We start from the raw sequence: 22271 nt of genomic DNA, 5'->3' as shown, positions 1-22271 counted from the left end.
CGGAAATATATATCCCGGCCTTTCCATCAATTATTTTAAATAGGATCTTCCTCTATCGGAGTAGCACACATATCAATATGTACTATGCACATTCCCTGGCAGGGGTTATCTGTACGGGCTCTGCAGCATGCATAATAGCCGTTGTAGGGGATAAGATACGAGTAGCTAGTAGGGCATTGCGGAATAACTACGCCCCCGAATACTTCTTTCAGATTGGCTCTGTTGAATTTTTTCAGATTTTTCATTGGAAAATAGTTGAGTTAGAGTTTCATTTTACATCGGGTCTCCAGAACACATTCCTTCCGGGATAAAGCAGAATGTTCCTTTGCACGGATTTCCTAGAGGAGGCATGGTCAGGCAGCATGCATGATAACCGTTAAATTCCACATGAACAAGATTATTTGGGCAGGTGTGTCCTCCCATTACTTCTCTTAAATGGTCTCTGTTTAATTTTTTTAGATTTTTCATAGATTAGTTTTTGTATATCACTAATATAGGAAAAAATAAAATTGTAAAATATGTTTTGATAAAAAATTGTATGTCAGTATTTTACTAAAAATGAAAACCCCAGAATTGCTGAGGTTTTTAATGTTTTTATCTGAAAAAAAATGGAAGGAAGTTTGAAGGAGAAAATTATTTTGAGGCCTCTAAAATTAGCGGCGAATAGTAACTTCCAGCCTCCATCTTCGACCTTCCAGTCTATTATTTAAGGCTTCCCACCATATCTTCCGGCTTTACCCATTCGTCAAACTGTTCAGCGGTTAAAAAGCCAAGATTCACGGCTTCTTCTTTCAATGTTGTTCCGTTTTTGTGGGCTGTTTTTGCAATTTTTGCTGCATTTTCGTAGCCGATGTGGGTATTCAAAGCAGTAACAAGCATTAATGATTTGTCTACCAGTTCTTTAATTCTCTCGTGGTCCGGTTCAATGCCTTCCGCACAATGATCATTGAATGAAATACAGGCGTCAGCAATCAGTTGTGCAGACTGCAGAAAGTTGTAGGCCATAACCGGCTTGAAAACATTAAGCTCATAATTACCTTGCGTTCCTGCGAATGATATGGTGGTATCGTTTCCAAGAACCTGAGCGCAAACCATGGTCATTGCCTCGTTCTGCGTAGGGTTTACTTTCCCCGGCATAATAGAAGATCCCGGCTCGTTCTCCGGAATATGAATTTCACCGATTCCCGAACGCGGTCCGGAAGCCAGCAATCTGATATCCTGAGCTATTTTGAATAAAGAAACAGCCAGTTGTTTTAAAGCTCCATGAGATTCTACAATGGCATCATGAGCTGCCAAAGCTTCAAATTTATTTTCTGCGGTAACGAAAGGATGATTTGTAAATTTGGCGATATACTCAGCTACTTTTACATCATAACCATTCGGTGTATTCAGTCCCGTACCTACAGCCGTTCCTCCCAAAGCAAGCTCAGAAAGGTGTGGCAGGGTATTTTTTAAAGCTTTCAATCCATATTCAAGCTGAGCTTTATATCCGGAAAACTCCTGCCCAAGCGTAAGGGGAGTAGCATCCATAAGGTGGGTTCTCCCGATCTTTACAATATCTTTAAAAGCTTCCGCTTTGGCAGCAATGGTATTCTTTAATTTTTCAACCGCGGGAATCGTTACTTCAACCACTTTTTTATAAGCAGCAATGTGCATGGCCGTTGGATACGTGTCATTGGAAGACTGGGATTTATTCACATCATCATTCGGATGAATTTCAGATTTCTCACCCAAAATTCCGCCATTGTTAACATGAGCCCTGTTTGAAACCACTTCATTGATATTCATATTGGATTGTGTTCCCGAGCCCGTCTGCCAGATCACCAAAGGAAACTGATCGTTGAGTTTTCCTTCCAGGATCTCCTCACATACCTTAGCAATCATATCTCTTTTTTCTGCAGGAAGAACTCCCAAATCTGTATTGGTGTAAGCCGCTGCTTTCTTTAAATAAGCAAAAGCTTCAATGATTTCGTGGGGCATAGAACCCTCCGGTCCGATCTTGAAATTATTTCTTGAACGCTCAGTCTGTGCTCCCCAAAACTTATCTGCAGGTACCTGAACCTCTCCCATAGTATCCTTTTCGATTCTGTAATTCATATTATTTATTTGATTTTTCTTTTATTAAAATCACATCTTTTATATCATCCATATTCATTAACACATCATAGCTTATAAAACATATTGGGCCAACTGATTTTAAACTTAGTCTCATGTTGTTTTGTGAGACATCGGAGAGTGTTATGGCTCCTTTAGAAAAGATGCAATTTTCGTAACGTTGTGAAGAAAATTTAGCTTCTTTAATATGGATAACAAATTCATTTTTTTCATTGGTTGTTATATCGGATTTTAGAATTGTAAATCTCTCATTTTGAAAATTAATGAATGAAAAAGTAAAAGAATTGGGTGTTTTTTCCAAAATCTCAAACTTAATAGGATGTCCTTCAGCTTTCCCAGCCCAGATTCCTGAAAGCGGGATTATACTTTCCTGTTTTTCCTGAGCAAAACTGCTATTGTACATAATAAAACAGAAAACTAGGATCAAAATATTTTTCATTGAATTTGGATATGTAATTTTTAAAACCTTTTACTATTAAAATAACTTTCTATAAAGTTAATTATAAATGAAAACCCGTGCAATTTATAATCATTATAAATATCAATATGGATGACTGATTTTACTCATGCTTTTTTGAGGATGCCGTATTTTTGCACAAACAAAAATTGAATGGATTTTAGATATCAGGATCCGTATCCGATCCAGAAAGATGATACGGTGTATAAAAAATTGACATCAGACTATGTAAAGGTTGAAAAATTAGGAGACAGGGAAATTTTAACCATTGATCCAAAGGGATTGGAGCTTTTGGCTGAAGAAGCTATGGCTGATGTTTCTTTCATGCTTCGTTCTTCACACCTGGCAAGTCTTAAAAAAATCATCGATGATCCGGAAGCTACAGATAATGACAGATTCGTAGCGTATAACCTGTTGCAGAATGCCGCCGTTGCCGTTGAGGGAGCACTTCCTTCATGTCAGGATACAGGGACGGCCATTGTAATGGGTAAAAAAGGAGAAAGTGTTTACACCGGAGTGGATGATGGAGAATACCTGAGTAAAGGAATTTACAATACGTACCAGAAAAGAAACCTTAGATATTCACAGGTAGTTCCTTTGACCATGTTTGAAGAGAAGAATTCAGGATCAAACCTTCCGGCACAGATCGATATCTATGCTAAAAAAGGAGATTACTACGAGTTTTTGTTTTTAACGAAAGGAGGAGGATCTGCTAACAAAACATTCCTGTATCAAAAGACCAAATCGTTACTGAACGAAAAGTCTCTTGAAGCATTTGTTAAAGAAAGAATCTCAGATCTTGGAACCGCTGCATGCCCTCCATATCACCTGGCGCTTGTCATTGGAGGAACTTCTGCAGAAGCGAATCTGGCTGCTGTGAAAAAAGCATCTGCAAAATACTATGACAATCTTCCTACTGAAGGAAATGAAGGGGGACAGGCTTTCAGAGATCTTGAATGGGAGGCTAAAGTTCAGAAAATCTGCCAGGAAAGTGCTATTGGAGCTCAGTTTGGAGGAAAATATCTTACCCATGATGTAAGAGTGATCAGACTTCCGCGTCACGCTGCTTCTTGTCCCGTAGGAATGGGAGTTTCATGTTCTGCAGACAGAAATATTAAAGGAAAAATCACCAAAGACGGTATTTTCCTAGAGCAGCTGGAAGAAAATCCGAAAAGATTTTTACCGGATACCCCTCCACACTTAGAAGAAGCTGTTGAAATCAATTTGAATAAGCCGATGCCTGAAATATTGGCTGAGCTATCAAAATATCCGATCAAAACAAGATTAAAATTAAACGGAACATTGATCGTTGCAAGAGATATTGCTCATGCAAAAATCAAAGAAATCCTGGATAGCGGACAACCGATGCCTGAATATTTCAAAAATCATCCCATTTATTACGCTGGACCTGCAAAAACTCCGGAAGGAATGGCTTCAGGAAGCTTCGGACCTACAACTGCCGGAAGAATGGACGTCTATGTTGACGAATTCCAGAGCCATGGCGGAAGTATGATTATGCTTGCAAAAGGTAACAGAACTAAAGAAGTAACAGATGCATGCAGTAAATACGGAGGATTCTATCTGGGATCCATTGGGGGGCCTGCGGCTATCCTTGCCAAAGACAATATTGTATCCGTAGATATCGTAGATTTCCCTGAACTGGGGATGGAAGCGGTAAGAAAGATCGAAGTAAAAGACTTTCCGGCCTTCATCATTACGGATGATAAAGGCAACGATTTCTTTGCAAATCTAGCCCACTAATTAGTTTAAAATTAAAATAAATTAGAAAATAGGACTTGTATCTTTTGTGTACAACGCAAAAAAGTCCTATTTTTGCCTAAAATCTTTAAGAGAATGATAACGATTTTATCAGCATTTTGGCCGTTCTACCAGTTTCTTTGGACTGTATTCTTTATAATCATGTTCTTAGTAGGGTTCTGGTGTATCTTCATGTTCTTCGGTTTGGTAATCCCAATGTGGTTAACTGAAGGTCTGAAAGAGTATTTCGGAAAAGTAAAACCTTTCGACCCTGAGGACATCAGAAGAAAACAGGTTAATGAGCAGGAAGGTGTAGAAGTAATCTACAGCAATCCTAAAGGAAACGGACCGTTCCTACACGATCACGGACATCATCATTAATTTGATTGTCATTGCTTTTTCACCTTAATTCTGAAAAAGTAATATCAAAGCAAAACAACATATATAAACCGCTTAATTTTTTTAAGCGGTTTTTTTATTATCCATTTCTTAGCTTTTCAGGGGAGATTCCGAATTTTTTCTTGAATGCCCGTGTAAAATTCTGTACATATTCATAGCCGCATTCAATGGCAATTTCTTTGATCATAATCCCTTTGTCAATAATCATTTTCTTCGCTTTCAGCATTCTCAGCTCCGAAATATAATCAGCTACAGTCATCTGGTACTGTGCCTTAAACTCTTTCCTGATCTTATTCTGATTAATGCCGGTAAGCTTTCCTATGTCTTCCGCACGGATATTTTTATGATAATTTTCATCAATAAATTTTTTAATAATAAAAGAAGTTCCCGGCTCTGCCTGTGTTGTATTCTTTTCATTAAACTGTTCAAAGATCAGGATCAGAAGCTTAATGATCTTGGCCTCCACAAACAATCTCTGCATCATCCCTTTTTTTGAATAACTGATAAGCTCATTTAAGATCATATGCATTTCCACGGTCATGTAGGGTGGCGTTTTCTGATGAAGAAATATATAATTGTTCGTCATCATGTTCTCCAGAATATCTGCATTTTCTGTGCTCGATTCCGGATTGATGAGGTTAAAAATATACTGGTAATTGATCTGGATTTGGAAATATTTTATCGTTTCCTGGTTTTCTGTCCAGAGTTCTGTGGTACTTTCCTGAGAAGAGTAATGAAGAATGTATTGATTTTTCCTGAACAGAAAACTGGTCTCACGGTCATTCGCCTCCAGTTTAATATTGGGGCTTAGCAGAAAAAGAAGACTGAAACTCTCCTTGCTTTCAATCATATGTAATCTTGAAAACTTTTCGGGCTGTTGCTCTTCCTGCATGACGATCTTGATATTTTCGGAACTGAACAGTAATTCGCTACTGGAGAGATTCTTCATACGAAATGATTTTATGGGTAGAGTACAATTTGAGACAAAAGCCTTACATAGGATAACAAAAAGTTTGGAAATGATAACTCAGGGTTAAGAATGAAAGGTAATTTTGCGCAAAATTAAATTAAATTTAGAATAATTAAAAATAATATTAGATATGTTTCAAAATTTACATTTTGCGATCCGAAAAATAGGAGCCGGTTTAGCATTGCTTACCATCGCAGGAAGTTATCTATACTCCCAGCAATGGGAGGATGTAGGAGGTGCACAGGGAGTTTCGGCAGCGGGTAGCAGTTATAATAATGTAGTAGTAGATCAAACCGGAAATTATTATCTTTCTTATTCCGAAGATGTTACCAAAGTCAAAAAGAATGGAACTCCACCCGGCTGTACCAATACAGATCCGGGAAGCAACGCAGGAGATACGGGGTGTGTTACTTTTACTTACCAGGGACAGAAGGTAATCTATTCTACGGTAAGAGGAGGTGATGGCAATATCTGGTTACAGCAGAACCTTGGAAGCTCTCAGGTAGCGTCTGCAATGGGTGACGCTGAATCATACGGAGACCTTTTCCAATGGGGAAGATGGGACGATGGTCATCAGCTGAGAAATTCGGCTACAGCAGCGCCTACATCACCCAACACACCGGATGGGTTGGCTGGATCCAATGCCTTTATCATCGGGTCGCCTTCTTGGTGGGGCGTTTTTGCAGCTATTGATAAATGGACAGCTTCCAATGCTGCCAACGTATCAAACAATGCAGGAGCAGATCCGTGCATGGCAGTAGGAGCAGGATGGAAGATGCCTTCTCAGGCAGAGTGGGCAGTCATTGTGGATTCAGAAAATATTGCCAATCCGGGAACAGGATACAATAGTCATTTAAAACTGCCGGCATCAGGGTATAGAAGCTCTTCAAACGGAGCGCTTACTTTTGTAGGGCAAAGAGGGTATTTCTGGAGCTCAGATACTTCAAATTCAGGAGGAAAATACTTATATATAGGTTCTACCATGGCCAATCCTTCTTCAGGAGCAATGCGAGGACAGGGGTCGGCAGTACGATGTATTAAGACAGGTCCTGCGTTAGGAACATCAGATATCATCCGAAAGACTGAAACGATAGGATTTTATCCGAATCCTACGAATGGAATCTTAAATATTAAAGCAGATTCATTGATTGAGAATGTGAATGTTATCAATATGGCAGGACAGAGACTGAACAATATCCAGTTTTCCAACAACCAGATCAATCTGAACGGACTTCCGAATGGAATTTATATTGTAGAATTAAAGGTAAAGAACGGACAGGTTTTTTCTAAGAAAATTATTAAAAACTAGATCCTCATACGTTTGATTGATCAGCAAGAGGCTTTTTTAGGAAAATCCTTTGTTGTGAAAGCCCGGAATTAATTTGTTTTAAACATAGTTCATTACAATTATTTTTATCGTAAAGGCTCATGAAATTTTTCATGAGCCTTTTTTCAGAGCTTTTTTTTCACCGGGAAATAAAGTAAAAAAATGAAAATTAATACTATATTCGATAAAAATAAAGAAATGAAAAAGTTTTATTCTCTTGTTTATCTGCTCATTGCGGTGTTCGCTTTTGGACAGATCAACTATATAATTGCTCCAAATCCATTCAATGAAACGGATGCAATTACCCTCACCGTTCCCGGAGATCAGATCGATGAATCTGCCTGGGGTGTTTCCAATAATTCCATTTACATTTGGTCATGGTCTTTTGATACCAATTATCAAAACAGCCAGGATTGTCCTACCAACGGAAGCTGGAACAATTCCAATGAACTGAATAAGCTCAGTTATAATTCCGGGACCGATACCTATTCTTTAACCATAACTCCTACTGCTTTTTTCGGAAGAACAGGAATAGGCAGGTTCGGGTTTCTGTTAAAAGATAAAACAGGCTCCCATCAAACCTCACCGGATATTTTTGTCAATGTTGGTATTTTAAACTTAAGCTTAACCAATCCTGTAGCCAATAGCCTGACCACGGTTCCGGCAGGAAACTCTATAAATATTACGGCAACAACCAACGTTAATGCCACATTTCAGTTAAAGGCAAACGGAACAGTGGTGAATTCTACCTCTACTCCTTCACAGTCTTATAATTACAGTTATACGGTAACTCAGGACGCCAACATGGAGCTGATTGCAACAGACACTAATTCAAACTCAAAAAATGCTGCTTTCATCCTACAGACTCCCAGAACAGTAATTTCGGAAGCAATTCCCAACTGGATCAGACAGGGAATTAATTACCTTCCTACAGATCAGACAAAAGTGGGTCTCGCCCTGTATGCCCCTCATAAAAATTTTGTCCATGTCATCGGAAGCTTCAATAACTGGGCAGTGAATGACACGTATTTAATGAAAAGGGACACCACAAATCCGGATCTTTACTGGATCGAATTAAATGGTCTGACTCCACAACAATTATATACTTTCCAGTACAGAACCAATGATCTGAAAAAAGTAGCAGACCCTTATTCGCCACAGATTTTATCTTCCTATGATGATCAGTGGATCTCAAGTTCTACCTATCCGAACCTGCCAACGTTTCCTGCAGGACAGGACTTCGAAGTTTCAGTATTTAAAACCGGACAGGCTCCTTATAACTGGCAGATGACCAATTTTCAAAGACCAGCTAAAGAAAACCTGGTGGTGTATGAATTATTACTGAGGGATTTTACGCAGGAAAAAAACTGGCAGTCACTGATCAACAAGATCTCTTATTTAAAAAATTTGAATATCAATGCCATCGAGCTGCTTCCCATTATGGAATTTGAAGGAAACCTTTCGTGGGGCTACAATACTTCTTTCCATTACGCATTAGACAAAGCTTACGGAACTCCTGAAAAATTCAAAGAATTTGTCGATCTGTGTCATCAGAACGGGATTGCTGTTATTTTAGACATTGCCTTTAACCATGCAACGGGACGTTCTCCTCTGGCGAGACTCTGGAATATTGATGCCGATGGTGACGGTTATGGTGAAATAGCGGCTAATAATCCTTATTTCAACCAGGTTCCCAAGCATTCCTATAATGTGTTTAATGATTTCAACCATACAAGTCCTTCAACTCAATATTACGTTGAAAGAAGCCTTCAGCAATGGCTGACTGAATATCATATCGATGGATTCCGTTGGGATCTTACTAAAGGATTTACCCAAAACTGCTCTGAAAATGATGAAGTCTGTACCAATGCTTACCAGCAGGACAGGGTAGACATTATGAAACAGTATGCTGACAAACAATGGGCTATCGATCCGAACTCCTATATGATTTTCGAACATTTGGGAACAGATGCAGAAGAACAGCAGTGGGCGAACTACAGAATAGCGGAAGGAAAAGGAGTAATGCTGTGGAATAAGCAGACCGATCCATATAATCAGAATACGATGGGCTATAAGGATAACAGCAATTATGACAGAATGAACCACAGTCTTCACGGGTTTACCAATATGAGCGCAGTGGGATACGGGGAAAGTCATGATGAAGAAAGATTAATGTTTAAGAACCTTGCCTATGGAGCTGTTAACGGAAGTTACAATGTGACCAATTTGAACACTGCCTTAGAAAGAATGAAAACATTCGGGGCTACATTTTTTACCATTCCCGGACCGAAAATGATCTGGCAGTTTGGAGAATTAGGCTACGAATTCAGTATCAACCGTTGTGCAAACGGAACGATCAGCAGCGGATGCAGAACCGATGAAAAACCTGTTGCCTTTACATTAGGCTATGATACCAATGCAAACAGAAAAGCGGTATATGATACCTGGGCTAAAATTATCAATATCAGAAATAGCCATCAGGTTTTCAAATCTAAAACATACACGATAGAATCCAACAACCTTACCAATGATCCTGAAGGACTGATCACAAGGATTTATGTGTATGATAATGCAATAAGTGGAATGAAAAACGTTGTGGTGCTGGCTAATTATACCACTTCCGCACAAAATGTTGTTCCCTATTTCCCTTATGCAGGGCAATGGCAGAACCTGATGGATAATACGATCTCGAATTTTGCTTCTACCACAGCTCCTATTATGCTACAGCCCGGAGAGTTCAGAATTTTTGGAAATTATGCAGGTGCCTTATCAACATCTGATGTGAATGCAGCTAATAAACTATCACTTCAGATTGCAGATAATCCGGTAAAGAATGGATTGGTAAAATTGATCTATCATAAAGCAAAGAATGGGGAAATCGCCATCTTTGATATGGACGGTAAAAAACTGGATTCATTTAAGTTAAATCAGGAAAACGGAACCTATGAATTGAAAGTAGGATATCCGCCAGGCACTTATCTGGTTCATCTACGTTCCGAAACAGGCACGGCAATTCAGAAGATGATGATTAAATAAATTGAAAAAAGAGGGATGATGAAAAGACATTATCCCTCTTTTTTATGTATAGTACAGAATATATAAATCTACTTTTTGTTAATTAAAAATATTAGTCTACTTTTGCAGCAGATTATCGAGAAAGGTGGAGGGATTTGGCCCTATGAAACCTTAGCAACCTGCACGTCTCTAAAAAGTGTAAAGGTGCTAATTCCAGCCCGTTGTGGGGAAGATGAACAAAGTCAATATTCTGGCAGCAATTCCATTTCTTGAAGTCTTTTATATCTGCGGATGAGCTCCGTGGAAGCATGTTATTATTAATTTACAAGAACAAAAGATGAAAAAATTAAGCCTGTCTGTTATACTCTTGGGATCTGTTTTGGTCAATGCGCAGGAACAGGAAAAAGGAACTCAGATTGAGGATGTAGTGATCGTAGGAAACCGGAATGCCAAAAGAACAAAACTGGAAACCCCGGTTCCGGTAGATATTATCAACATAGAAAAGCTGCAGAGATCTGCTCCGCAGACTACGGTTCAGGATCTTCTGAATTATGTGATCCCGTCATTTAATACAGTGAGGCAGTCCGCTTCTGACGGGACGGAACATATTGATCCCGTAACCTTAAGAGGAATGGGTCCTGATCAGGTTCTGGTCCTGATCAACGGAAAAAGAAGACACACCACTTCATTGGTCAATTATCAGAATACGGTCGGAAACGGATCTGTCGGAACAGACCTGAGTACAATCCCAGTAATTGCTATTGACAGGATAGAAGTTCTGAGAGATGGTGCAGCAGCACAATATGGTTCAGATGCCATTGCAGGAGTTGTGAATATTATTCTTAAAAAAGATATCGGAGCATCGGCATCGGCATCTTACGGAATTAGCGGCCGCAATGATGGAGAAACGTATCAGGCCGGAATCAACTACGGATCCTCTTTGGGAAAAAAAGACAGCTATGTCAATCTTTCCCTACAGTTGAGCCATAGAGGAAAAACCACGAGAACCCAAAATCATGACCTTGATATTTTCGGGGATAATTTTGCTTATGAATTTGCCGATGATCCTGACGCGGCCAGAGCAGCCGATGATCAAAAGATAAGAGAACTGGGACTCACCCGTGATGATTTTAATTTTCAGATCGGAGATGCTCAAATCAGACAGGCCCAACTGTTTTTTAATTCCGAATATCCTTTGAGTGAAAACTTCAGGCTGTATTCCTTCGGTGGTTTCAGCATGAAAGAAGGAAAAGGTTTTGGTTTCAGAAGGCTGCCAAGTGAAACATCCAATGTAGTTTCCTCCATTTATCCCAACGGATTTCAGGCTTCTCTGGGATCCCAGGTTTATGATTTTTCCTATGCTTTAGGAGCTAAATACAATGTCAATAACTGGCTGATTGATTTAAGCAATACTTTTGGAAGTAATACATTCAATTACAATGTAAACAATACCAATAATGCTTCTTTGGGGGCGAAATCTCCGACAAGTTTTTACGCAGGAGCACACAGTTTCCTTCAGAATACGGTCAATCTTGACGTTTCTAAAAATATCAATCAGTTCAATGTAGCATTTGGAGGAGAGTTCCGTTTTGAACAGTATGAGATCAAGCCCGGAGATGAAGCTTCTTACACCCGTTATGATATCAACGGAAATCCGGCTGGCCCAGACTCTAAGGTTGACGGAAACGGAGGTTCACAGTCATTTATCGGTTTTTCACCGGATAATGCTTTGAAAAAAGCCAGGCATTCAGCGGCAGTATATGCAGATGTTTCTTATGATCTTGCTAAAAAATTAAATATAGATCTGGCTGGGAGATTTGAAAACTATTCAGACTTTGGAAATACCCTGAACGGAAAACTGGCCGTGAGATATGAATTTGTAAAAAACTATGCTATACGGGCGGCTGTCGGAACAGGTTTCAGGGCTCCCTCCCTTCAGCAGCAGTATTTTAATAATTCCTATGCGGATATTTCCACTTCAGGATCGGGAATTGTGACAAAAGGAATTTTTAGGAATGACAGTGATGCCGCCAGAGCGCTGGGATTTGATAAATTAAAGCAGGAAACATCAGTAAATGCAAGTGCCGGATTTGCTCTAAAGCCTGCCAACAGGCTGCTTGTTACTATTGATGGCTATTGGATCAGAGTGAAAGACAGAATTGTGATCACTAGCAATATTACAGATCCAAGACTGGCTGAGTATAATGTAGAAAGCGGAAGGTTTTTTGCCAATGCAATTGATACCGAAACAAAAGGTGTTGATGTGGTGGTTACCTATGACTGGAAATTGGGTGCTGGAAATTTAAATATCAATCTGGCAGGAAATTATACAGAAACAAAGATCAAAGATTTTCATTTTCCTGAAAAATTAGTACCTGCCCAAAATGAATTCTTCGGGCCGGACCAGATCAATATCATCGAAACCCTGTCTCCAAAAACAAAAGCTTCCCTGGGACTGAATTATGCCATTGGAAAATTCAATTTCATGGCAAGAAATACGTATTTTGGTCAGGTCATAAGAGATGGGTATCCTTTTGGGAAAGTTCAGAGTTTTACCCCTAAAGTAGTAACGGATGTGAGCGTAGGATACGATATCACAAAAAGTATTAATCTGACGGTGGGCGCCAATAACGTATTTGATGTCTTTCCGGATCTTCAGATTTATGAAAATTCATATTATGGAGTATTTAAGTATGCTCCGGTTCAGATGGGAACACTGGGGAGCTATTTCTTTGGAAGACTTAATTTTAATTTTTAACTGCGAAATGAGTACTGCTACACACCAGATCGGCTGGAAAACCGCCGCTGCTATTGTCGTTTCCAATATGATCGGGACGGGGATATTCACCACTTTAGGCTTCCAGCTTTCTGATATTACGAATACCTACAGCATTTTTCTGTTGTGGATCATCGGTGGGATTCTCGCTTTGTTTGGAGCATTTTGTTATGCTGAGCTGGGATCTTATTTTAAAGGAAATGGGGGAGATTATATTTATCTCAAAGAAACCTATCATCCTGTTTTTGGCTATCTGGTCAGCTGGATCTCTCTGATTATTGGTTTTTCTGCGCCTGTTGCTCTGGCTGCGTTGGCTATGTCAAAATACCTTTCAGCATTTAATTACACCTTTGGAAACGGCTTTGCCATTGGATTTATTTTTTTGGTGGCAGCGGCCTTGTCATTCAGTCTTAAAACTTCGAGCAGATTCCATAATTTTTTCACCTTTATTAAAATCGCTTTTATCATTGTTTTGGTCATTCTTGGTGTAGTAATGCCTGGATCTGAGGCAGGGAACAGTCTGGAATTCGGAAGCAGCTGGCAAGACGAAATTATGCTCCCGGCATTTGCAACATCTCTGGTTTTTGTTACCTATTCCTATACCGGATGGAATTCTGCATCCTATATCGCAGGAGAAATAAAAGATGTTCAGAAGAACCTTCCCAGAGCTTTAATTGTGGGAACTGTTTTTGTAACGGTAAGTTATCTTCTGGTCAATTATATCATGCTTAAACATGCCCCCATAAGTCAGATGGCGGGAAAAGAAGATGTGATGGGAGAGGCTGCGGGTAACATGTTGGGCATCGGTTTTGGGAAAATCGTCAATATTTTCATTGCACTGCAGCTGATTGCAACCATTAGCGGATATCTGTGGGTAGGTTCAAGACTGACACAGGCTTTTGCGAAAGAAAATCATTTGTGGAGATCGCTCGCGGTCAATAATAAAAAAGGAATTCCGGTAAGAGCCATCTTTGTACACGCTGTGATTGCTTCGGTGATTATTCTGACAGGAAGCTTCAAAGAAATATTTGTCTATACCGCCTTTATCCTTCAGCTGTTTGCCAGTCTTTCCATTTCTACCGTTTTCTTTTTGAAAAAAGACCAGCGAAAGATATTTAAATCCAATGTATTCTACCTATTTCCGACTGTTTTTCTGCTTTTCAGTGTTTATATCCTCTATTTTACACTTATTCATAATCCTAAAGAGAGCATTATAGGGCTGGGAATTGTAGCCTTTGGACTGATTTTATATGTCATTGATAAAAAGTTTTTTACCAAACCTGCAGAATAATCATTCAGTGGAAAATCATCAATATTCATTAAAGCAATCATTCTGATTTTAAGTAAAATCCCAGGGTTGAAACGTACCTGATGATCTTCAAAATATCATAAACCTTAATGATTCAAAAAATTATGATGATTTGATCACGTAAACGAATTTTAATTTGAATTAATAATTCTTATCTTTGCACTCTCAAAAATTGCAGAATGTCTAAATCATTAATTCCAAAGCTAGAAGCGATTAAACAAAGATATAATGAGGTCGCAGACCTTATTATACAGCCTGATATCATTTCAGATCAAAAAAAATATTCTTCATTAAATAAAGAATACAGTGATTTGGGTAAGATTGTAAGAGTTTACGATCAGTATAAAGGCGCGCTAGACAATATCGCAGAATCTGAAGAAATCATTGCTGATGGTTCAGACAGAGATTTGGTAGATATGGCTAAGGAGGAAAAAGTAGAAGCCCAGGCTAAGCTTCCAGGTTTGGAAGAAGAGCTTAAAGTTTTATTGATTCCTAAAGATCCAACTGATGACAAAAACGTAATTGTAGAACTTCGTGCCGGAACAGGAGGTGATGAAGCTGCAATTTTTGTAGAAGATGTCTACAGGGCTTATGCCATGTATTTTAAAACCAAAGGATGGAAACACGAAATCACAGATTCTAGTGAGGCATCTAAAGGATATAAAGAATTAATTATCAGAATTGAAGGGGACGGCGTATATGGAATCATGAAATTTGAATCCGGCGTTCACCGCGTACAGCGTGTTCCTGAAACGGAATCGCAAGGCAGAGTGCATACTTCTGCAATTACTGTTGCTGTTTTACCGGAAGCTGAAGAAATAGATTTTGAATTAAATCCTGCAGATATTGAGATGCAAACTTCTCGTTCTGGAGGTGCTGGAGGGCAAAACGTAAACAAGGTTGAAACGAAAGTACAACTAACGCATAAACCTTCAGGAATGGTTGTAATTTGTCAACAAGCACGTTCCCAGTTGGCCAATAGAGAACTAGCGATGGAAATGCTTCGTACTAAATTATATGATATTGAAGTTCAAAAATCTGTTGGTGATATTGCAGCACAACGTAAATCAATGGTTTCTACCGGAGACCGTTCTGCAAAGATTAAAACCTACAACTATCCACAGGGAAGGGTGACAGATCACAGGATCAACAAATCGATGTATAATCTGGATGCCTACATGAACGGAGATATTTCTGAAATGATAGACGCCGTGATCATGGCGGAGAATGCAGAGAAGATGAAGGGAGAAGAAGAAAATTATTAAAATAAATATAAATCAGGCTCTTGAATTTCAGGAGCTTTTTTTTGCTGTACCATTCAGCAGATTGAAAATAAAACTATACTATGAAAGGACCTGTGAGAATTTTATTTCTGCTGCTGCTGTTCTCTATTCAGAGCTTATCCGCACAAACTAAGGCATTGAACCCGGAACAAGTATTCGGAATGTATTTTGATGCTTTTGTAAAACAGGATGAGAATACGCTTCATAAACTTAATGCCTATCTTAGCCCATTCCTTGGAGCCGAAAATACCTACACAATAGATCTCAAAAGATCGAATAATGAGGAAGTTAATAACCTTACGAATGTCTTCCTTACCAATCTTTCAAAAGAGACTGCTGCTGTTTGTAAGACAGAAGCAGGAGCATATTTCGATGCACTTTTGAGTAATTTAAAAAAGACACGATACGTAGTAAAAGAGATAAAGGAAGTAAAGAATGAATATGCTGACAACAGCCTTGTGACAGAGCTTAATGTAGATCTGCATTTCTCTGTTCCAGCTAAAATTCCAGAGTTGAAACTTGAGGATGCGAAGACAATGAAGGCAGAAGAGCTGAAGAATTATTTAAAAAATAAAACAGAGGCTTTTACAAAATCAGAGAAAAAAGTTACTGTAAAACAGGTTTTTAAGCTTTATCAGATTAAAAAAGAAGGAAGGACCTATTACTGGAATGGAGGGCCACAGGAATTGGTGTGGAAACTGAATGAATTATATTTTAAAAACTTAAATCACTAGAAAGCCAAAATAAAATAGACATATGAAGAAGTTAAAGATCATTGTATTGCTGATGCTGGCGGTACTCAGTCAAAATCTGATAGCTCAAACTGAAGTGAAAAAGCCTTCTGAAGTGTTTGAAATGTACTTCGGAACTTTCGTTAAAAATGACGATGCCGTACTGGCTAAGCTGAACGATTATTTGAAGCCTACCGTGGAAGGAGAGAATGCTTATCAGGTAGATTTTAAAGTAGTTTCTCAGGATATGATGAAAGAAAGTACAGACAATTTTTTATCTGCTTTTTCCAAAACCACGGCAGATGCCTGCAGAAAAGAAGCTGAACAGTACTTTAGTGCCATGATGGAGAATTTTAAAAATGGAAAACTTACCGTTAAAGATGTGAAGGTTGTCCAGAACGAATATATAGAAGATCAGAAAATTGCTGAGATCAATTATTCAGTAAGTTTTAAAGTTCCTTCAAAATTTTCAGATATTCCTTCAGGAGATATTAAAAATGTAAAACCCGAAGACCTTAAGAAATACCTGGTTCAGAGTGTACAGGACTTTAAAAATGCTGATAAGACAGTAGTAACGGAGCAGAAATTTAAATTGTATCAGCTTAATGAAGGTGGGAAAATATATTACTGGAATGGGAGTCCTGATGAAATCGTTTCGGGATTGACTGATTTTTACTTTGAAAGTTTCGGATCCAAATAACATCCCTGAAAAATATATTATTCATGAAAAGCTCTGGTTTCAGGGCTTTTTTTATTTCACATACTTTACGTATTTTTGAGAAAACCCTTGATTATGAATTTAAAACCTATCTTATTAACCGCTGGAGTCCTGTTTTCAGCAACTTTTTATTCTCAAAAAATGAATTATCCTAAAGCAGTAAAAGGAAGTCAGACAGATACTTATTTTGGTACTGCTGTTTCTGACCCGTTCAGAGAACTTGAAAATGATTCTGAAGCTACAAAGAAATGGGTAGATGATGAAGTAGCTTATAGCCAGAATTATCTTTCAAAAATACCCTTCAGAAATAAAATCAAGGACCAATTGAGAGACATCTGGAATTACGAAAAAATTTCAGCACCTTCCAAAGAGGGAGATTATACTTACTATTCTAAAAATGATGGCCTTCAGGCACAGTCTGCCATATACAGAACAAACAATAAGACCAAGGCAACAGAAATATTTTTAGACCCGAATAAATTTTCAGATAAAGGAACTACGTCGCTTTCCAATTTATCATTCAACAAAAAAGGAAACCTTGCCGCATATTCTATTTCCGAAGGCGGAAGTGACTGGAATAAGATCATTATCATCGATGCAATCACCAAAAAGCAGATCGACGAAACGCTGGTGGATGTAAAGTTCAGCGGAATTTCATGGCAGGGTGATGAAGGATTCTACTATTCAAGCTACGATAAGCCGAAAGAGGGAACCGTGCTTTCCGGAATGACCGATAAACATAAAGTGTATTTCCACAAGTTAGGAACAAAGCAATCTGAAGATAAACTCATCTTCGGAGGTGATAAAACGCCCAGAAGATATCTTGGTGCTGGAGTTTCCGAAGACCAGAGATTCCTGATCATTTCTGCAGCCAATGCAACGAATGGAAATGAATTGTATATCAAGGATTTAAAAAAAGGAGGTGATTTTGTACAGATCAACAAAGGATTTGATGTTAATGCCAGTATTGTAGATACCCAAGGCGACGATCTGTTTATCTTCACCGATAAAGATGCTCCCAATATGCGTCTGGTAAAAACAAGCATTGCCAATCCTTCCCCGGAAACCTGGAAAGATGTTATCCCGCAGACGGAAAATGTTTTGGGGATATCTACAGGAGGCGGATATTTCTTTGCTACTTATATGGTTGATGCTATTGATCAGGTAAAACAGTTTGATAAGACTGGAAAACTGGTCAGAGAAATTACCCTTCCGGGAAAAGGAAATATTGGAGGTTTTGGAGGTAAGGAAGAGGAAAAAGAACTTTATTTCACTTTCAGCAACTATATTACACCCGGAACTACCTATAAATTTAATGCAGATTCAGGGAAATCCGAAGTGTATCAGAAGCCTAAAGTGAAGTTTAATCCTGAGGATTATGTTTCCGAGCAGGTATTCTATACTTCAAAAGACGGGACCAAGATTCCTATGATGATCAATTATAAAAAAGGAACAAAACTTGACGGTAAAAACCCAACAATCCTGTATTCCTACGGAGGATTCAACATCAGCCTTCAGCCCTCATTCTCAGTCGTGAACGCAATATGGATGGAAAACGGAGGAATCTACGCAGTACCAAATATCCGTGGTGGAGGTGAATATGGAAAAAAATGGCACGATGCAGGCACGAAAACACAAAAGAAAAATGTTTTTGAAGACTTCATTGCAGCAGGAGAATATCTGCAAAGCAAAGGCTATACTTCCAAAGACTATATGGCGTTATCCGGAAGATCAAACGGAGGGCTTCTTGTAGGTGCTACGATGACCATGCGCCCTGATCTTGCCAAAGTGGCTTTCCCGGGTGTTGGAGTTCTGGATATGCTGAGATACAATAAGTTCACGGCGGGAGCAGGTTGGTCCTACGACTACGGAACGGCAGAAGACAGTAAAGAGATGTTTGAATACCTTAAATCTTATTCTCCGGTACATAATGTGAAAAAAGGAACATGCTATCCTTCCACAATGATCATTACCAGCGATCATGATGACAGGGTGGTTCCTGCACATTCTTTCAAATTTGGGGCAGAACTTCAGGAAAAACAAGGGTGCAAGAATCCTATTTTGCTAAGAATTGAGAAAAATGCTGGCCACGGAGCAGGAAGAGCAACGGATCAGGTGATCAGCGAAAATGCGGATCTTATATCATTTGCTTTATATGAGATGGGAATTAATAAATAGCTTATTAATGTAAGAAAATAAAAAAAATGGCTGATTTCATTGAAATTAGCCATTTTTTTTGATGGTACTATGCATTAAATTATTACTTTTGTTCTGGATATTTAAAATTTATTAATTCTATTCATGTAGATCATTATGAAAAAAAGAATTTTACTAGTTTGTGCTTTGACGGCGGGTGTTGCCAGTTTCAACGCACAGAGATGGGAGCCTGCTTCGCAGAGAACATCCCAGATTAGAAAAGAGGTAGATGTAAAATACTCTTACAGAGTAGATCTTGCTTCACTTAGAAGTATTTTAAAAGATGCTGTAGAAACAGGGAAAGGCGCAAAAGCTGTTATTGTTTCTCTTCCAACAGCAGAAGGAAAAATTGAAAAGTTTGCAGTATACAGTAATCCAGTAATGGAAAAGTCTATGGCAGACCAATATCAGTTAGGTTCATACGTAGGTGTAGGGGTTGAAGATCCTTCCAAATATGTAAGATTCAGTACGTCACCTACAGAAATGCAGTCGATGATCATCAAGGACGGAGTATTCCAGTTCATTGAGCCAATCACTACAGACAAGCAGACTTACGGAGTGTTCTATAAAACAAAGAGAACAAACAGCGAGCAGGGATTCGAATGTGGTACAAACGAAACCAACATCAAAGATATCCAGCTTTTAAGAGAGAACGGTAAAAAAAAACTTTCTAATGTAGGAATCACGAATAGGCCTGCAAGTACAAAGTATAGAACTTATAGATTGGCAATGTCTACTACAAGTGAATATACTGCTTATTTCGGAGGGGTTGCCGGAGCTGTTACGCAGATAAACAATACAATGACCAGAGTCAATGGAGTTTTCGAAAAAGACTTTGGTATTAAGTTACTTCTTCAGAATTATCCGAATATTATTTATACGAATGCTGCTACTGATCCTTATTCAGATTCAGATGCCGGAGTAGATGATGCATTATGGAATGGAGAGCTTATGAATGTTCTTCACAATAACGTTGGGGAAGCTAATTTTGACATTGGACACTTATTTGGTGCCACTGGAGGAGGAGGTAATGCCGGATGTATCGGATGTATCTGTAGTGATGATATGACATTAGATCAAGGTTCACCAGTTGCTTACAAAGGCTCTGGATTTACTTCTCCAGCTAATGGAGTTCCATCAGGAGATTCATTTGATATCGATTATGTAGCTCACGAATTAGGACACCAGTTAGGTGGAAACCATACTTTCTCAAATAACACCGAAGGTTCTGGCGTGAATGTAGAGCCAGGAGGAGGTACAACAATTATGGGATATGCAGGAATTACATATGACAATGTACAGATGAGTTCCGATGCTTACTTCCATTATGCTTCAGTAAATCAGATTCTTAATAATCTTGATGCTAAAACAACGTGTGGTGTTTCTCAAACGATTACAACAAATACCGCTCCTGTTATTTCTCCTCTTACAGCATACAGTATTCCTAAAGGAACTGCCTATTATTTAGAGGCTACAGCAACAGATACTGATCCTGTTAAATACTCATGGGAACAGTATGACAGCGTAGACGAAGATGCTACTATTTCAGGAGACAGCGGATGGGGATATAATTCTCAGGGTGCTGTAGCAAGATCATTCTTTGGAACAGCTAGTGGAAGAAGATATTTCCCAAGCTTACCTTTGGTAATGAGCGGAAAACTTACTAATAAAGCAACTTGGGAATCGGTTTCTTACGTTCCAAGACAATTGCATTATGCCGTTACCGTAAGAGATGAGAATGCACAGAGACCTATGCTTTCTTCTTCAGAAACAACAGTTACTGTAGGAAATGACGGACCATTTAAATTTGATGGTCTTACAGCTTCTTCAGTTTTATATAATAATGCTTCAAACACTATTAAGTGGGCTGTAGCTAATACAACAGCTGCTCCTTATAATGTTGCGAATGTAAAAATTGAGTATACTACAGATCTTGTAAACGGAGCAACGTGGACTGAATTGGTAGCCTCTACTCCTAATACAGGAAGCTATACAGTACAGATGCCGGGAAGTTTAACCGGTGCTGTTAAATTGAGAGTATCTGCTATCAATAATGTATTCTATGCAGTATCACCTGCAGTAACTATCGGAGCTGCGCCTACTTCTACTACAGCTGCACCTACAGGATTATCTACTACATCTGCAGATGTTCTTAAGAATTCAGCGATCGTATCTTGGAACAGTGTACCGGGAGCGGCTACTTACTCTGTAAATTACAGAAAATTAGGAGTTTCAACATGGACAAATGCATCAAGCACAACGAATTCATTATTATTGAGCACTCTTGAAGACGAAGCAACTTATGAAGTACAAGTAGCAGCTGTTGTCAACAGCGTACCTGGAAGCTTCTCTTCAAACTATGTTTTCAAAACAAAACCATTGGCAACAGGAGTAAATTACTGTATCTTAAATACAGGATATAATTCTGTAGGAAACATTGCAAGAGTACAACTTTCTAACATTAATCATATTGATACTACCATTAGATCATACAAAGATTTAAGTGAAGACCCTGCAAAAATAATCAACCTTATCAGAGGAAACTCTTATCCGATAAGTATTTTTGGTATTTACAATCAGGCTGCTCCTATGACTTATAACGTATGGATCGATTACAACAGAAATGGGGTATATGAAGCAAGTGAAAAAGTATATACAAGTGCTGCTACAGCTCCTGCTGCAAATGGTATAGGAAGCGTTACAGGTAACTTCAGTGTTCCTGCAACAGCTCTTGTTGGAAATAAGGTAGTGGGCATGAGAGTCGCATCTAACTATTCTGCAGCATTAAGCAGTGCATGTGGTACTTTACCAAGTGGAGCAGGAAGTGTAATGGACTTCTCAGTGAGAATCTTCGGATCTGCACTTGCGGTAGATGAAACTAAAGAAACTAAAACTGAAGTTGAAATCTATCCAAATCCAGCTGATACTTTCGTAGGGGTAAGAAACCTTAAAGGAAAAGCAGACTATAAAATCTATAGCGCAGACGGAAGATTAGTTCAGAGCGGTAATGTTGATAATCAGATTATTAATGTAGCTGGTTTAACTAAAGGAATGTATATCATCACCATTAAAGATGATAAGAACACGTACAATACTAAACTTATCAAAAAATAAGCATACAGTATATTAATAACTAAGACCGGGCATATGTCCGGTCTTTTTTTTGTCCGTTACCGAGTTTTTTCAATCCTTTGAAAATGATTTACGGAAATACTTA

16 protein-coding genes and 1 riboswitch are annotated in these 22271 nt (G+C 38.7%); of the genes, 11 read left to right on the top strand and 5 right to left on the bottom strand.

The window, feature by feature from the left end; translation table 11 throughout:
* Positions 1-35 precede the first annotated feature (35 nt).
* The 4 genes from NZD88_RS12440 to NZD88_RS12425 all read right to left on the bottom strand — a co-directional run bounded on the left by NZD88_RS12440 (position 36) and on the right by NZD88_RS12425 (position 2554).
* Positions 36-245: a bacteriocin-like protein gene (locus tag NZD88_RS12440; RefSeq protein ID WP_259829536.1), complete on the bottom strand. Its 210-nt coding sequence runs from the start codon at positions 243-245 to the stop codon at positions 36-38.
* A 28-nt stretch (positions 246-273) separates the two neighbouring features.
* Positions 274-468, bottom strand: coding sequence for a bacteriocin-like protein (locus NZD88_RS12435; protein WP_259829534.1), 195 nt, complete (start codon positions 466-468; stop codon positions 274-276).
* 234 nt (positions 469-702) lie between these two features.
* Positions 703-2097, bottom strand: a complete 1395-nt coding sequence (fumC, locus tag NZD88_RS12430; protein WP_259829532.1) for a class II fumarate hydratase — start codon at positions 2095-2097, stop codon at positions 703-705.
* Between the two features lies 1 nt (position 2098).
* Positions 2099-2554 (bottom strand): hypothetical protein, encoded by a 456-nt coding sequence (locus NZD88_RS12425; protein WP_259829529.1) that lies wholly within the window; start codon positions 2552-2554, stop codon positions 2099-2101.
* Positions 2555-2725: 171 nt separating this feature from the next.
* Between NZD88_RS12425 and NZD88_RS12420 the strand changes: the two genes are divergently transcribed.
* Complete coding sequence (locus tag NZD88_RS12420; protein ID WP_259829527.1) at positions 2726-4333, top strand: fumarate hydratase; 1608 nt, start codon at positions 2726-2728, stop codon at positions 4331-4333.
* A 93-nt stretch (positions 4334-4426) separates the two neighbouring features.
* Positions 4427-4711, top strand: a complete 285-nt coding sequence (locus NZD88_RS12415; protein WP_185194902.1) for a hypothetical protein — start codon at positions 4427-4429, stop codon at positions 4709-4711.
* 97 nt (positions 4712-4808) lie between these two features.
* Here NZD88_RS12415 and NZD88_RS12410 read toward each other — a convergent pair whose 3' ends face one another.
* On the bottom strand, positions 4809-5678 hold the full coding sequence (locus NZD88_RS12410) for a helix-turn-helix transcriptional regulator (protein ID WP_259829525.1): 870 nt from the start codon (positions 5676-5678) through the stop codon (positions 4809-4811).
* A 151-nt stretch (positions 5679-5829) separates the two neighbouring features.
* On the opposite strand from NZD88_RS12410, the gene NZD88_RS12405 reads away from it, so the two are divergent.
* The 9 genes from NZD88_RS12405 (at position 5830) to NZD88_RS12365 (ending at position 22168) form a co-directional block, all read left to right on the top strand.
* Entirely contained in the window at positions 5830-7008 is a 1179-nt protein-coding gene (locus NZD88_RS12405; RefSeq protein WP_259829523.1) for a T9SS type A sorting domain-containing protein, read from the top strand.
* A 216-nt stretch (positions 7009-7224) separates the two neighbouring features.
* Positions 7225-10062 (top strand): alpha-amylase family glycosyl hydrolase, encoded by a 2838-nt coding sequence (locus tag NZD88_RS12400; protein ID WP_259829522.1) that lies wholly within the window; start codon positions 7225-7227, stop codon positions 10060-10062.
* 109 nt (positions 10063-10171) lie between these two features.
* Positions 10172-10280: riboswitch (SAM riboswitch) on the top strand.
* A gap of 98 nt (positions 10281-10378) precedes the next feature.
* The gene (locus NZD88_RS12395) at positions 10379-12799 is read left to right on the top strand and encodes a TonB-dependent receptor plug domain-containing protein (protein WP_259829521.1); all 2421 of its coding nucleotides are present in this window, start codon (positions 10379-10381) and stop codon (positions 12797-12799) included.
* Positions 12720-14108, top strand: coding sequence for an APC family permease (locus tag NZD88_RS12390; protein WP_259829520.1), 1389 nt, complete (start codon positions 12720-12722; stop codon positions 14106-14108). Before NZD88_RS12395 ends, NZD88_RS12390 begins: the two co-directional genes overlap by 80 nt.
* 197 nt (positions 14109-14305) lie before the next feature.
* Complete coding sequence (prfA, locus tag NZD88_RS12385; RefSeq protein ID WP_169236610.1) at positions 14306-15391, top strand: peptide chain release factor 1; 1086 nt, start codon at positions 14306-14308, stop codon at positions 15389-15391.
* 80 nt (positions 15392-15471) lie between these two features.
* Positions 15472-16143, top strand: coding sequence for a hypothetical protein (locus NZD88_RS12380; protein ID WP_259829518.1), 672 nt, complete (start codon positions 15472-15474; stop codon positions 16141-16143).
* Positions 16144-16165: 22 nt separating this feature from the next.
* Entirely contained in the window at positions 16166-16840 is a 675-nt protein-coding gene (locus NZD88_RS12375; protein WP_259829517.1) for a hypothetical protein, read from the top strand.
* 159 nt (positions 16841-16999) lie between these two features.
* Positions 17000-19036 (top strand): prolyl oligopeptidase family serine peptidase, encoded by a 2037-nt coding sequence (locus tag NZD88_RS12370; protein WP_259829739.1) that lies wholly within the window; start codon positions 17000-17002, stop codon positions 19034-19036.
* 135 nt (positions 19037-19171) lie between these two features.
* Complete coding sequence (locus NZD88_RS12365) at positions 19172-22168, top strand: reprolysin-like metallopeptidase (RefSeq protein WP_259829516.1); 2997 nt, start codon at positions 19172-19174, stop codon at positions 22166-22168.
* The last annotated feature ends 103 nt before the right edge of the window (positions 22169-22271 follow it).

Origin of the sequence: Chryseobacterium pyrolae (genome assembly GCF_025153485.1) — a bacterium.
In the GTDB taxonomy this organism is placed as follows: domain Bacteria; phylum Bacteroidota; class Bacteroidia; order Flavobacteriales; family Weeksellaceae; genus Chryseobacterium; species Chryseobacterium antibioticum.
The sequence above is the reverse complement of the archived record's forward strand: the minus strand, read 5'-3'. Positions and strand labels throughout refer to the sequence as shown.